The organism is Streptococcus toyakuensis (genome assembly GCF_024346585.1).
Classification (GTDB): domain Bacteria; phylum Bacillota; class Bacilli; order Lactobacillales; family Streptococcaceae; genus Streptococcus; species Streptococcus toyakuensis.
In genome coordinates this window covers 1465535-1479055 of record NZ_AP024523.1, presented here as the reverse complement: position 1 = coordinate 1479055, position 13521 = coordinate 1465535, and the positions used below count along the sequence as shown (strand labels likewise).

Genomic DNA, 13521 nt, shown 5'->3' with positions numbered 1-13521 from the left:
AGAAAAGTCATCCTAGAAGGCTATTTTCATAGGCGAAAATATGGTATAATAAAAAGATAAGGTAAAGGTAAAAATATGGCTAAATTGATTCCGGGGAAAGTCCGTATCGAAGGCGTTGCCCTTTATGAAACTGGTAAGGTTGACATTATCAAGGAAAAGAACAATCGGCTCTACGCTCGCGTTGCAGAAGAAGAACTGCGCTATAGTTTAGAGGATGATTTGGTTTTTTGTGCCTGCGATTTTTTCCAAAAGAGGTGCTACTGTGTGCATTTGGCAGCGCTGGAGCATTTTCTGAAAAATGATGAGCGTGGTCAGGAAATCTTGCAAAGTCTGGAAGAAGGTCATGAAGAAAAAGAGGCCGTTGAAACTAAGGTGACCTTGGGTGGTAAATTTTTGGACCGAATCTTATCTCCAAAATCAGACCGAGCTTATGAATTATCCGCAGTGGGTCAGGTGGAAGCAGGAACCAATCATATCTTGTGGACCTTGAGAATCGGGCAAATCAATAGCCAAAAATACTACGTTATTCGGGATATTCCGCTCTTTTTAAGAGTTGTCGAGCAGAGAAAACCTTATATGATTGGAAAAACTTATGAGGAGTCTATGTCTTTGGAAGCCTTTGATGAAGCCAGCCAAGAACTTCTGACTTTCTTGCGCGGACTGATGGAGGAAGGACAGGCTCCAGACCTTTTTTTCCAAAACCAAGGTCGGCACCTCTTTTTTCCTCTGACCTTTTTTGAGCAGGGTGTGAATTTACTGATGGCCTTGCCCCATTTTCAATTTGACCATCAAGTGGATAGCTACCAGGCTCTGCTTTTTCAGGATATGCATGCTGATGCCAATCTCTTTGCCTTTACAGTAACAGAATACTCGGATTATTTTGAAATGGAAATCAGTGAGAAGCCAAGGGTCAATGTCTTTTATCAGGGAGCTGTGCTTTTCCATAAAGGTCAGGTTTATTTTCTAACAGACCAGCAGATGCGTCTTCTCAAGGAAATCAAAGCGCTGCCTTTGGATCAACAAGGAAAGAAATACCTGCAATTTGATAGTAGTGACCGAGATAAGTTGGCCTCCTGTCTGACTCTCTTTAGTCAGATGGGCACCGTTTCAGCTCCAGAACGTCTACAAGTCAAAACTTTTGCACCCTCTTTTTACTTTGACAGGGAAGAGGACAATCGGATTCGTTTAGAGATTCAGTTTGATTATGGAAATAGACAGGTATCTAGCCGACAAGAGCTAGAAGAATTACCTTTTTCGAGTGATGCTGACTTAGAAGAAAGAGTTTTCCAAGTCTGTTTGGCAGCTGGTTTTGAAGCAGATTTTCAATCTTGGCGTCAGGCCTTAAAAGCAGAGTCTGTTTATCATTTCTTCCATGAAATCATTCCAGTCTTTGAAAAACTCGGAAATGTTGATTTATCAGACAAGTTAGAAGAACTCTATAATCTAGCAAGCCCTCAAGTACAGATTGCTTCCAAGGGAGGCCTCTTGGAAATCCAATTTGATTTTCAAGATATTGCCCAGGAGGAAATTGACCAAGCCATGCAGGCCTTGGTTGCCAATCAAGATTTTTACATTGATTCGTCTAATCAAGTCTACTTTTTCGATGAAGAAACCAAGAAAATTCGCCAAAATCTACAGGAACTGGGGCAGTTTGAATTAAAAGATGGTGCCTTGCAGACTCGAAAATCCTTGGCTTATAGTTTAGCTCATCTCTTTGAAGGGCGTGACCGTGTTTCTTTTTCACAAGAATTCCAGAATTTGGCCCACGATTTGACGCATCCAGAGGACTTTCCTTTGCAAGCAACTCAGGTTCAGGCTGACTTGCGAGATTATCAGGAAAAGGGAATTCGTTGGTTGCAAATGCTCCATTATTATGGTTTTGGTGGGATTTTAGCTGATGATATGGGACTTGGTAAAACCCTGCAGACCATTGCTTTTTTGACCAGTCAAGTGACAAAAGAAAGTCGGGTTTTGATTTTAGCTCCATCTGGTTTGATTTACAACTGGGCAGATGAGTTTCAGAAATTTGCCCCACAGTTGGATGTGGCTGTTGTTCATGGTTTGAAAGCTAGTCGTGAAGAGATTCTTGCTGAAAGCCATCAAATCTATGTGACGAGCTATGCTACCTTCCGTCAGGACAGTGAGCTTTATCAGGGGATGGCCTTTGACTTCCTTTTCTTAGATGAAGCTCAGGTCATGAAAAACGCCCAGACCAAGATTGCCCAGACCTTGAGACAATTTGTGGTGCCGTCAGTTTTTGCCTTGTCAGGAACTCCGATTGAAAACCATCTGGGTGAGTTGTGGTCTATTTTCCAAATCGTCATGCCAGGACTTTTGCCAAGCAAGAAAGAATTTATGAAATTGCCAGCTGAACGTGTGGCTCAGTTTATCAAGCCTTTCGTGATGCGACGTAAGAAAGAAGAAGTGCTGACTGAATTGCCAGACTTGATTGAAGTGGTTTATAAGAATGAACTGGAAGACCAGCAAAAGGCTATTTACCTAGCCCAGTTGCAACAGATACGGGACCGTCTTGCTCAAGTGTCAGATCAGGAATTTCAGCGAAGTCGTGTGGAAATCTTGTCTGGTCTGATGCGCTTGCGTCAAATTTGTGACACTCCTGCCCTCTTTATGGAAGATTATCAGGGAGCCAGTGGCAAACTGGATAGTCTCCGAGATCTGCTACTACAGGTGGCAGACGGCGGACACCGTGTCTTGATTTTCTCGCAGTTCAAGGGAATGTTGGAGAAAATTGAACAAGAACTGCCAGACTTGGGATTAACTTCCTTTAAAATTACGGGTTCAACCCCAGCCAAGGAAAGACAAGACATGACCAAAGCCTTTAACCAAGGGGAAAGAGATGCCTTTCTGATTTCCCTCAAGGCTGGTGGTGTCGGTCTGAATCTGACAGGTGCTGATACGGTTATTTTGGTTGACCTTTGGTGGAATCCTGCGGTGGAAGCGCAAGCCATTGGCCGTGCCCATCGGATGGGGCAGGAAGAAACGGTTGAGGTTTATCGCTTAGTGACCAGGGGAACCATTGAAGAAAAAATTCAGGAACTCCAAGAACAAAAGAAACATCTGGTGTCACAAGTATTGGATGGAACAGAGTCACGTGGCAGTCTCAGCCTAGCAGAAATTAGAGAAATTTTGGGAATTTCTGAAGCCAGCACTTGAAAAATCAAGACAATACGCTATAATGAAGTGTTGAAAGGAAATAGAAAATGAGAGAAGAACGATTTCCATTGGTGTCAGATGATGAGGTTATGCTGACTGAGATGCCGGTTATGGACCTCTACGATGAATCTGACTTTATCAGTAATATCAAGGGAGAATACTGTGATAAGAATTATCTGGAATGGGCCCCTATTACTGAAGAAAAACCAGTCAAACCGCTTGAAAAGCCAGTAGAGAAACCTAAGAAGGTTGGCTTAGGAGTAAAAAAAGAAGGAAAGAGCTATGCGGAGGTTGCACGTGAAGAAGCGCGTGCGGACTTGAAAAAGAAACGCTCAGCAAGTTATCTGACTAAGGATATTACTCCTACAAGACGCCCTTCTCAGCAACGTTTGGATAGACAGAGCAATCAACCTACCGCGCCTTTCCAAAAGGAAAATCCTGGTGAATTTGTTAAATATAGTCAAAAATTGACTCAGTCTCATTACATTTTGGCGGAAGAAGTTAGCAATATTTCGACTCAAGCTGAGCCAAAAGAAACTTCAAGCCCAAAGAAAAACAACTATGATTTTCTGAAGAAGAGCCAAATCTACAATAAAAAGAATCAACAAAAAGAACAAGAGCGTCGGGTTGCCCAAGAGTTGAATCTGACCAGAATTACAGAATAGGGGAGAAAACATGCCAAAGACATATCATTTTATCGGAATTAAGGGATCAGGGATGAGTGCCTTGGCCTTGATGTTGCACCAAATGGGGCACAAGGTTCAAGGATCAGATGTTGAAAAATACTACTTTACTCAACGTGGTCTTGAGCAGGCAGGAATTACCATTCTTCCTTTTGATGAAAAGAATCTAGACGGTGATATGGAAATTATCGCTGGAAATGCCTTTCGTCCAGATAACAATGTCGAAATTGCCTATGCGGACCAAAATGGCATTAGCTACAAACGTTACCATGAGTTCCTAGGTAGCTTTATGCGCGACTTTGTTAGCATGGGAGTTGCTGGAGCGCACGGAAAAACTTCAACGACAGGTATGTTGTCTCATGTCTTGTCTCATATCACAGATACTAGCTTCTTGATTGGAGACGGGACAGGTCGTGGTTCAGCCAATGCCAAATATTTTGTCTTTGAATCTGACGAATATGAGCGTCACTTCATGCCTTACCACCCAGAATACTCTATTATTACCAACATTGACTTTGACCATCCAGACTATTTCACAAGTCTAGAGGATGTTTTCAATGCCTTTAACGATTATGCTAAACAAATTACCAAAGGTTTGTTTATCTACGGAGAAGATGCTGAATTGCGTAAGATTACGTCTGATGCACTAATTTATTATTATGGTTTTGAAGCAGAAGGTAATGACTTTGTCGCTAGTGATCTTCTTCGTTCAACAACTGGTTCAACCTTCACCGTTCATTTCCGTGGACAAGACTTGGGGCAATTCCACATTCCAACCTTTGGTCGTCACAATATCATGAATGCGACAGCCGTTATTGGTCTTCTTTACACAGCAGGATTTGATTTGAACTTGGTGCGTGAACACTTGAAAACATTTGCCGGTGTTAAGCGTCGTTTCACTGAGAAAATTGTTAATGATACAGTTATTATCGATGACTTTGCCCACCATCCAACAGAAATTATTGCGACCTTGGATGCGGCTCGTCAGAAATACCCAAGCAAGGAAATTGTAGCAGTCTTCCAACCGCATACCTTTACAAGAACCATTGCCTTGTTGGACGAATTTGCCCATGCTTTGAACCAAGCGGATGCAGTTTACCTAGCGCAAATTTATGGATCTGCTCGTGAAGTAGACCATGGTGATGTTAAGGTAGAAGACCTAGCCAAAAAAATCAACAAAAAACATCAAGTGATCACTGTTGAAAATGTTTCTCCACTCCTTGACCATGACAATGCTGTCTATGTCTTTATGGGAGCAGGAGATATCCAAACCTATGAATATTCATTTGAGCGTCTCTTGTCTAACTTGACAAGCAATGTTCAATAGGATTTTCCCATGGAAATTCCAATTAAGATTATTCAGGCAAGTAAGTCTGATTTGGCTGAGATAGAGACACTTCAGGCCACATCTTTTCCAGCTGAAAAGCACCTTACTTCCCATATTTTAGAAGAAAGTATCCGTAAGTCTGCGGATACCTTTCTTCTAGCTAGGGATGAAAATCAGCTTCTAGGCTATGTTCTAGGTGGTCCTTACCCACACAATCCGAAATGTCTAGAAATACATTCTTTAGTCATCGAGGCTGACCATCAGAGACAGGGCTTGGGAACGCTTCTTCTTGCGGCTTTGAAAGATGTAGCAGTTGAGCTGGATTACAAAGCTATTCGTTTGAAGAGTCCGGATGAGTTGCTTTCCTATTTTGAAATGAACGGTTTTATTGATGAAGAAGAGACAGATTCGCTTTATGCAGCTAGTCAAGGTTTTAGTATGATTTGGTTTAATCTCTTTTTTTAGGAGGCAAAATGGAAATTAGGAAAGCAAGATTAGAAGATTTAGATCGGATTGTTGAGATTGAACTAGAAAATTTCTCGATTGAAGAAGCCATTCCTCGCTCTGTTTTCGAGGCGCATTTGCGAGAAATTCAGACCTCGTTTCTGGTTGCAGAAAAAGAGGGTAAGATTATTGGTTATATAGAGGGACCGGTTGGCCCCCACCGCTATCTGCAAGACCAATCCTTTACAGAAGAGATAGAAGATTATAGTCATGAGCCTGGTGGCTATATCTCTGTGACCTGTCTTTCTATTGCCAAGGAGGCACAGGGACTAGGACTAGGTCAGAAATTGCTAACAGCTTTGAAAGAACTAGCTCTTGAACACGAAAGAGAAGGCATTAACCTAACCTGTCATGACTATCTCATTACTTACTACGAAAAACATGGATTTGTCAATGAAGGCCAGTCCCAGTCAACCTTTGCAGGAGAAACCTGGTATGATATGGTCTGGGAAGCTAAAAAATAAGCTAGAAAAGCATGCTAGGTTGCTTTTCTTTCGTTTTTAAGATATAATATTATGGATTGTCAACGAGGAGGATAAACTTTTGAGTGAAAAGCCAAGAGAAGACGAAAAATTAAGCTTTAAAGAGCAGATTTTACGCGATTTAGAAAAAGTAAAACGTAATGAAGGGACTCGCCAAGAGGCCACTGAACTTGCAGAGAAAAAAGAAGCTCTATTTGTCCCTGAAACAAAACTCGCAGATGAAGATGTTATGGTTGCATCCCTATCAGCTGTTGAAAAAATTATGGAGAATGCACCACGTGTTCCAAAACATCCTAGTGAGGATATGCCTGCATCACCGGCAGATGAATCGAGAGTAGAAGCTCCGATTACTCCTCGTCACCCTAGTCAAGATGTTCCAGCTTCACCAGTTGAAGCAAGTCCATCAAGACCGGTTCCAGGGCCAGAGACTAATCGTCCACAAAAGGTCGAAGAAGATTTCAACGTAACTCCAACAAGAGTAGCTGTTTCTTATAAGACTGAAGCTAAAAAAGAGCCTCAGAAAGAAGTAACAAAACCAGAACCAGTTATGGAAACGGAAGCTGTTGAAGTCATTTCTGAAACTCCGAGTCGTAGTCGTCGTGAGACTGTTAAACCTGTCAAGAAGAAAAAATCACATTTGAAGGCTTTCTTCATTTCTCTACTGATTTTCCTTGCCTTGATTTCGGCAGGTGGTTACTTCGGTTATCAGTATGTCCAGTCATCTTTATTACCAGTTGACGCTAATTCTAAGAAGTATGTAACCGTTCAAATCCCAGAAGGAGCCAATGTCCAAGAGATTGGCTCAGCACTTGAAAATTCTGGTGTGATTAAACACGGAGTGATTTTTGCTTTTTATGCTAAATATAAAAATTATTCAGATTTGAAGGCTGGATATTACAATTTGCAAAAGAGTATGAGTACAGAAGACTTACTCAAAGAGTTGCAAAAAGGTGGAACAGATGAACCACAAGAACCTGTCCTTGCGACTTTGACAATTCCAGAAGGTTATACGATTGATCAAATTGCACAAGCGGTAGGTCAATTGCAAGGTGACTTCAAAGAGCCTTTGACAGCGGAGGCTTTCCTAGCAAAAGTTCAAGATGAGAACTTTATCAGTCAAGAAGTTGCCAAATATCCTACTTTATTGGAAAGTTTGCCTGCAAAAGACAGCGGTGCGCGTTATCGTTTGGAAGGATACCTTTTCCCAGCTACTTACTCTATCAAGGAAAGCACAACTATTGAAAGCTTGATTGATGAGATGTTGGCGGCTATGGATAAGAACCTATCTCCTTACTATAGTACGATCAAATCTAAAAACTTGACTGTCAATGAGTTGTTGACCATTGCTTCCTTGGTCGAAAAAGAAGGAGCTAAGACCGAAGACCGTAAGTTGATTGCAGGTGTATTCTACAATCGTTTGAATCGTGATATGCCACTTCAAAGTAATATTGCAATCTTGTATGCCCAAGGAAAACTGGGGCAAAATATCAGCCTAGCTGAGGATGTTGCGATTGATACCAACATTGATTCACCTTATAATGTTTATAAAAATGTAGGTCTCATGCCTGGTCCAGTCGATAGTCCAAGTCTGGATGCGATTGAGTCAAGCATCAATCAAACTAAGAGCGATAACCTCTACTTTGTAGCAGATGTCACAGATGGCAAGGTCTACTATGCTAACAATCAAGAAGACCACGATCGCAATGTTGCTGAACATGTCAACAGCAAATTAAACCAAACAAACTAAAATTATGTGATGCTTCACATAATTTTCTTTAGAAAATATCATCAGAAGAAAGTTGAGAAAAATGGCAGAAAAAACATATCCTATGACCCTTGAGGAAAAGGAAAAACTTGAAAAAGAATTAGAAGAATTGAAATTGGTCCGTCGACCAGAAGTGGTAGAACGCATTAAGATTGCCCGTTCATACGGTGACCTTTCAGAAAACAGTGAGTACGAAGCAGCTAAGGATGAACAAGCCTTTGTTGAAGGACAAATCTCTAGCTTGGAAACAAAAATCCGCTATGCTGAAATCGTCAATAGCGACGCAGTTGCCCAGGACGAAGTAGCGATTGGTAAAACAGTCACCATCCAAGAAATTGGTGAGGACGAAGAAGAAGTTTATATTATCGTAGGTTCAGCTGGTGCGGATGCCTTTGCAGGTAAGGTTTCAAATGAAAGCCCAATTGGACAAGCCTTGATTGGCAAGAAAACAGGTGACACAGCAACCATTGAAACACCTGTTGGTAGCTATGATGTAAAAATCTTAAAGGTTGAAAAAACAGCCTAAAAACAAAAAAGGAGTGGGGAGGCTGTGCGCTTCACTCACTCCTTTTTCCATTTTAAATTGAATTGAAATTGGAGACTATATGAGTTCAAAGAAGAAAAATAAGATGGAGCGTGGTCTGACCAATCGTCACGTGCAGGTTATGGCCATTGCGGGAACAATCGGAACAGGACTCTTTTTGGGAGCGGGTCGCTCAATTAGCCTAACAGGTCCTTCCATTGTACTGATTTATATGATTACAGGGGCTTTCATGTTCCTCATGATGCGTGCGGTTGGGGAAATGCTTTACCAAGATCCTGAGCAACATACCTTTATCAACTTTATCACGCGCCATTTGGGTAAGGGCTGGGGCTATTTCTCAGTATGGTCTTACTGGTTATCTGTTGTCTTTATCGGTATGGCGGAAATCACTGCTATCGCACATTATGTGCAATTTTGGTTCCCAACTTGGCCGAGTTGGATGATTGAGATTGGATTTTTGACCATTCTAGCCTTGGTCAATCTGATTGCGGTGAAGCTCTTTGGGGAAGTTGAGTTTTGGTTTGCGATGGTCAAGATTGTGGCTATTTTAGCTATGATTGCAACAGGAGTCTTTATGGTCTTGACAGGCTTTAAGACACCCCATGGAGTAGCAAGTTTAGCCAATATTGCCGACAATTTCTCTCTCTTTCCAAATGGTGGAGTGAACTTTGTCATGGCCTTTCAGATGGTGTTCTTTGCCTATCTCATGATTGAATTTATCGGGGTGACGACTTCTGAAACCAAAAATCCACGTCAGGTCTTGCCAAAAGCCGTTAAGGAAATTCCTTTGCGTATCGCCTTTTTCTACGGTGGTGCCCTCTTAGCCATCATGGCTATCATTCCATGGCGTGAGCTTGCATCGGCTGATTCTCCCTTTGTTACGGTATTTGAATTGGCCGGTGTCAAGTGGGCGGCAGCCTTGATTAACTTTGTCGTTTTGACATCAGCAGCATCTGCTCTTAACTCAACCCTTTATTCAACCGGTCGTCATTTGTATCAGATTGCCCATGATTCGCCAAATCCATTCTTAAAGGCTATCAAGGCAGATACTCTTTCTCGTCATAACGTGCCACAAAATGCCATCATTGCCTCAGCGGTTTTGATTGCCCTAGCAGCCTTTATCAATGTCTTGCCAGGTGTTTCGGATGCCTTTGCATTGATTACGGCTTCGTCATCTGGTGTCTATATCGCTATTTATATCTTGATCATGGTGGCTCACCTTAAATACCGCAAGTCACCAGACTTTATGGCGGATGGCTATCTCATGCCCCATTATCGTTTCCTAAATCCTTTAACCATGCTCTTCTTTGCCTTTGTCTTTGTAACCCTCTTTTTACAAGAGTCTACATTTGTAGGAGCAATAGGTTCAGCTATCTGGATTATCGGTTTCGGGATTTATAGCCAGTGGAAATTTAGAAAATAAATTAAGGACTCATCAACTCAGGTTGGTGGGTTTTTGCTAGTTTGACAGTCTTTGGAAATAAGACTATAATCAAGCTGTAACAGTATTTAAGGAGATTTAGATGTACTTTAGATTGGAAAACAAGGAATCCCATAAATCACAAGAAATAGGAAATCTGATTCGTGCTTATAACCGTTCAAAAAGAGAAGAAGCTGAAAGTGAGCCACTTAATCTTTATGTCGAAGATGAAAAGGGCAATCTCCTGGCAGGTTTGATAGCAGAGACTTTTGGAAATTGGCTAGAAATCGAGTATTTATTTGTGAAAGAGGAACTGAGAGGACAAGGAATCGGTTCAAAACTATTGCAGCAAGCAGAAACTGAAGCTAAGAATCGAAACTGTCGTTTTGCTTTTGTCAATACTTACCAGTTTCAAGCTCCAGATTTTTATAAAATGCATGGCTACAAGGAAGTCTTTAGGTTACAAGACTATCCCTACATTGGGCAAAGATATTATTACCAAAAAGATTTGTAAGGAGAATATGAAATCATAAAGCAAAGAGGGGGCTTGACATAAGTATGGAGGAGATTCTCGATAAATATCAGTTAAATCCTACAAATTGTGTCTTTTTAGGTGATAGTGAGGACAATACAATCGCAGCTGAGAATTGTGAATCAAGGTCTATAAGGTTAAGAAAAGAAGTGATGTTGTCGATATTTTGAAATCCTATATTTAAACTTAACACTCTCTATTTTTATGGTAGAGAGTTTTTTGTTAATAAAATTTTACAAAATGACATTTATATATTGCATTAAGTTAGATATATGATATAATGTTGTTAAAAAGAGGCGCAACTTTTTAAAATTAATGAGAATCAAAGAGAAAACCAAGAATATTAATGGAGGAATAAAAAATGGAAGTTATAAATGTAAGTAAGCATTATGGTCATTCAATCATTCTCAAAGATATAAATTTTGCACTTAACAAGGGTGAAATTGTTGGTCTAGTAGGGAGAAACGGAGTTGGCAAGAGTACATTGATGAAAATTCTTGTTCAGAATAATCAACCGACTTCAGGGAATATTATAAGTAGTGATAATGTTGGGTATTTAATCGAAGAACCAAAATTATTTTTATCTAAAACAGGTTTAGAGAATTTAAAATATTTGTCAAATTTATATGGTGTTGACTACAATCAAGAAAGATTTGGAAGTTTGATCCAAGAGTTAGATTTGACTCAGTCTATTAATAAAAAAGTAAAGACCTATTCTTTGGGTACAAAACAAAAATTAGCTTTGCTTCTAACTCTCGTTACGGAACCTCATATATTAATTTTAGATGAACCGACTAATGGTTTAGATATTGAATCATCACAAATAGTTTTAGCGGTTCTAAAAAATTTAGCTTTACATGAAAATGTGGGAATTTTAATATCAAGTCATAAATTAGAAGATATTGAAGAAATTTGTGAGAGGGTTCTTTTCTTGGAGAACGGGCTTTTGACATTTCAAAAAGTAGGAAAAGATAGTCATAATTGCTTGTTTGAGATAGCTTTTTCATCAGCTACAGATAGAGACATTTTCATTACCAAACAAGAATTTGGGGATATTGTTCAGGAACAGGGACTGAGAATTACTATGTCTGGGAATATTCAAAGTAGTGAGCTTTTTAAATTTTTTAACGAAAACTCTATTAAAGTAGTTGATTTTGAAACTAAAAAAGAGACGCTTAAAGATATTTATCTAAATCGTTCAAAATAAAGGAAGGATATAATCATGAAATTAAATAAATTGAATTTTCTTAAGGAAAATATAAGGGATTTATATTCATCAGGCGTAATATATCTTGGTTTGATTATCTCGTTTATACCGCCGATATTGGTTACATTCTTTATTCTAAAGACTCAAGGGACATCGCTTGGTATTAAGCATATTTCAAACTTTTATGCTATGCTCGGTATGTTAATGGCTGTTATACATGCTAACCGAGTCATTAGTAGAGATTTTTCCCACAATACGGTAAGTTTGTTTTATAATCAACAGAAGAATCGGATGATTTACGTCTTGTCTAATTTTCTATATGCCATCTCAGTTTCCATTATTTATGCTTTGAATGGCATTGTGCTACTAGTCATCGTAAGTAAATTGGGTGTTCCAGGTGATTTAGGATTAGATTTTATAGTAGCCATTGTAGTCAATACAATTTTGTTAGTCCTATTTTATTTTCTATTATCTTACATTTTCTATTTATACAAATTTAAAAGTGGCTTGGTATTTGGTATTTTAGTAGCTTTACTACTCTTTATCCCTAATATATTAAATACGATTATGATGAATACTAGTAATGATTTGTTTATCAAAGCAATTGAACTTCTTCCTTTTTATTCTTTACCTGTATTTGTGGATTCAAATACGATGTCTATTAGTCAGTATCTTGTGGTAATCACTACAATCATTTTATTGTACTTTTTCACTCTCAATAAAAGCAAGAAGTATTCATTTTAGTTTCATTTAGTATTATTTTGCATACCTAAAATACAGTAAAAAATCAGTCATCTTAGTATGCTCCTGCTCTTGTTGTGTACACGTTTTTGTCTTATGCTAGACTCATTTCCAAAAGCATTATATAATAGTGATATGAAATCAACTAAACAAGAAATACAAGCAATCAAAACTCGTTTAAAAGACCCTACTAAAGCTAATACTAAAACAAAAATCAAATAGCAAACTAGGAAGTTTATTTCAAACAATCCAACATACTGATTTTAGGCTGAAGATAATATTGGAGTGCTAATTAATGAGGTTATAATAAATAGCTGACAGCTTGTGTTGGTTTTGGATTTTTTAAGAGTAGATGAGTATTAAAACTATAAGGAGGACGCAGGTGGCTAAAAATTTAAAATTAAAATTAGCTCGTGTTGAGCTTGATTTAACACAAGGTCAACTGGCAGAGGCTGTTGGGGTGACGCGCCAGACTATTGGTTTGATAGAGGCGGGAAAATACAATCCCAGTCTATCGCTCTGCCAGTCCATTTGCAGATGTTTAGGGAAAACCCTAGATCAATTATTTTGGGAGGAAGAAGATGGTAAATAAATTCATTCATTATCAATTACTTGACGAAAGAGAAGAACAACTAATCAATAAAGCTGGGGCAGAGTCTTTTTCACTCTTTATTGGGCTTGTACTTCTAAGCTATTTGGTGGCAGTGTTGGCTCCATCTCTTTTTAATCCGAATTTTCTAGTGTATACTCTGATAGTAGGAATTTTCTTCTTTTTCAATCGTGCCCGTTATCTGGGAGTGACCTACTATAGTCGTTTTCATTTTACGATTTTGGGTTGTTTTTTCCTAACCTTGGCGATTACGACTCTTTTGATGTTACAGAATTATCAATTCAATATAGAAATTTATCAGCACAATCCTTTGAACGGTAAATACCTATCTGCTTGGGTCATTACTTATGTTATTTACCTTCCCTGGGTCTTTATTGGCAATCTTGGTCTTAAGAGCTATGGAGAATGGGCTCAGAAAAAGTTTGAACAAGATATGGATGAACTGGAGAGTGGAGAATAGCTTGTTACTCTTTTCTCAATCCAGCTAAAATGTGATATAATAGTATTAATTTATTGGAATACATGAAAGTTT

12 protein-coding genes and 1 pseudogene are annotated in these 13521 nt (G+C 39.1%); all 13 read left to right on the top strand.

Annotation, left to right across the window (positions count from 1 at the left end):
- Positions 1–75: 75 nt before the first annotated feature.
- The 13 genes and pseudogenes from STYK_RS07600 (at position 76) to STYK_RS07540 (ending at position 13449) form a co-directional block, all read left to right on the top strand.
- Entirely contained in the window at positions 76–3174 is a 3099-nt protein-coding gene (locus tag STYK_RS07600) for a pilus expression-regulating Snf2 family helicase (RefSeq protein WP_261804807.1), read from the top strand.
- A gap of 47 nt (positions 3175–3221) precedes the next feature.
- Positions 3222–3839, top strand: a complete 618-nt coding sequence (locus STYK_RS07595; protein ID WP_261804806.1) for a divisome accessory protein ZapJ — start codon at positions 3222–3224, stop codon at positions 3837–3839.
- Between the two features lie 10 nt (positions 3840–3849).
- Positions 3850–5184 carry a UDP-N-acetylmuramate--L-alanine ligase gene (murC, locus tag STYK_RS07590; protein ID WP_125393628.1) on the top strand — a complete coding sequence of 445 codons (1335 nt, stop codon included), beginning with the start codon at positions 3850–3852 and terminating at the stop codon, positions 5182–5184.
- 9 nt (positions 5185–5193) lie between these two features.
- A complete protein-coding gene (locus STYK_RS07585) occupies positions 5194–5649 on the top strand; it encodes a GNAT family N-acetyltransferase (RefSeq protein WP_084926697.1) in 456 nt (151 codons plus the stop codon).
- An 8-nt stretch (positions 5650–5657) separates the two neighbouring features.
- The gene (locus tag STYK_RS07580) at positions 5658–6152 is read left to right on the top strand and encodes a GNAT family N-acetyltransferase (protein ID WP_049543352.1); all 495 of its coding nucleotides are present in this window, start codon (positions 5658–5660) and stop codon (positions 6150–6152) included.
- Positions 6153–6399: 247 nt separating this feature from the next.
- A pseudogene (gene mltG / locus STYK_RS07575) lies at positions 6400–7917 on the top strand (endolytic transglycosylase MltG); the annotation flags it as partial.
- Between the two features lie 61 nt (positions 7918–7978).
- On the top strand, positions 7979–8461 hold the full coding sequence (greA, locus tag STYK_RS07570) for a transcription elongation factor GreA (RefSeq protein WP_000818760.1): 483 nt from the start codon (positions 7979–7981) through the stop codon (positions 8459–8461).
- 79 nt (positions 8462–8540) lie between these two features.
- On the top strand, positions 8541–9902 hold the full coding sequence (locus STYK_RS07565; RefSeq protein WP_218764246.1) for an amino acid permease: 1362 nt from the start codon (positions 8541–8543) through the stop codon (positions 9900–9902).
- Between the two features lie 100 nt (positions 9903–10002).
- Positions 10003–10413: a GNAT family N-acetyltransferase gene (locus STYK_RS07560; RefSeq protein WP_000273893.1), complete on the top strand. Its 411-nt coding sequence runs from the start codon at positions 10003–10005 to the stop codon at positions 10411–10413.
- A 379-nt stretch (positions 10414–10792) separates the two neighbouring features.
- Complete coding sequence (locus tag STYK_RS07555) at positions 10793–11638, top strand: ABC transporter ATP-binding protein (protein ID WP_000452051.1); 846 nt, start codon at positions 10793–10795, stop codon at positions 11636–11638.
- Between the two features lie 15 nt (positions 11639–11653).
- Positions 11654–12382 (top strand): ABC transporter permease, encoded by a 729-nt coding sequence (locus STYK_RS07550; protein WP_000773485.1) that lies wholly within the window; start codon positions 11654–11656, stop codon positions 12380–12382.
- Between the two features lie 379 nt (positions 12383–12761).
- Positions 12762–12971, top strand: a complete 210-nt coding sequence (locus tag STYK_RS07545; protein WP_001107500.1) for a helix-turn-helix transcriptional regulator — start codon at positions 12762–12764, stop codon at positions 12969–12971.
- The gene (locus STYK_RS07540; protein WP_261088424.1) at positions 12961–13449 is read left to right on the top strand and encodes a DUF6773 family protein; all 489 of its coding nucleotides are present in this window, start codon (positions 12961–12963) and stop codon (positions 13447–13449) included. The genes STYK_RS07545 and STYK_RS07540 overlap by 11 nt, the downstream gene beginning before the upstream one ends.
- Positions 13450–13521 lie beyond the last annotated feature (72 nt).

Coding starts and splice junctions, on each gene's coding strand:
- STYK_RS07560 (WP_000273893.1), top strand. CDS start 10,003: ATGTACTTTAGATTGGAAAACAAGGAATCCCATAAATCACAAGAAATA.
- STYK_RS07550 (WP_000773485.1), top strand. CDS start 11,654: ATGAAATTAAATAAATTGAATTTTCTTAAGGAAAATATAAGGGATTTA.
- STYK_RS07580 (WP_049543352.1), top strand. CDS start 5,658: ATGGAAATTAGGAAAGCAAGATTAGAAGATTTAGATCGGATTGTTGAG.
- STYK_RS07585 (WP_084926697.1), top strand. CDS start 5,194: ATGGAAATTCCAATTAAGATTATTCAGGCAAGTAAGTCTGATTTGGCT.
- murC (WP_125393628.1), top strand. CDS start 3,850: ATGCCAAAGACATATCATTTTATCGGAATTAAGGGATCAGGGATGAGT.
- STYK_RS07600 (WP_261804807.1), top strand. CDS start 76: ATGGCTAAATTGATTCCGGGGAAAGTCCGTATCGAAGGCGTTGCCCTT.
- STYK_RS07540 (WP_261088424.1), top strand. CDS start 12,961: ATGGTAAATAAATTCATTCATTATCAATTACTTGACGAAAGAGAAGAA.
- STYK_RS07595 (WP_261804806.1), top strand. CDS start 3,222: ATGAGAGAAGAACGATTTCCATTGGTGTCAGATGATGAGGTTATGCTG.
- greA (WP_000818760.1), top strand. CDS start 7,979: ATGGCAGAAAAAACATATCCTATGACCCTTGAGGAAAAGGAAAAACTT.
- STYK_RS07555 (WP_000452051.1), top strand. CDS start 10,793: ATGGAAGTTATAAATGTAAGTAAGCATTATGGTCATTCAATCATTCTC.
- STYK_RS07565 (WP_218764246.1), top strand. CDS start 8,541: ATGAGTTCAAAGAAGAAAAATAAGATGGAGCGTGGTCTGACCAATCGT.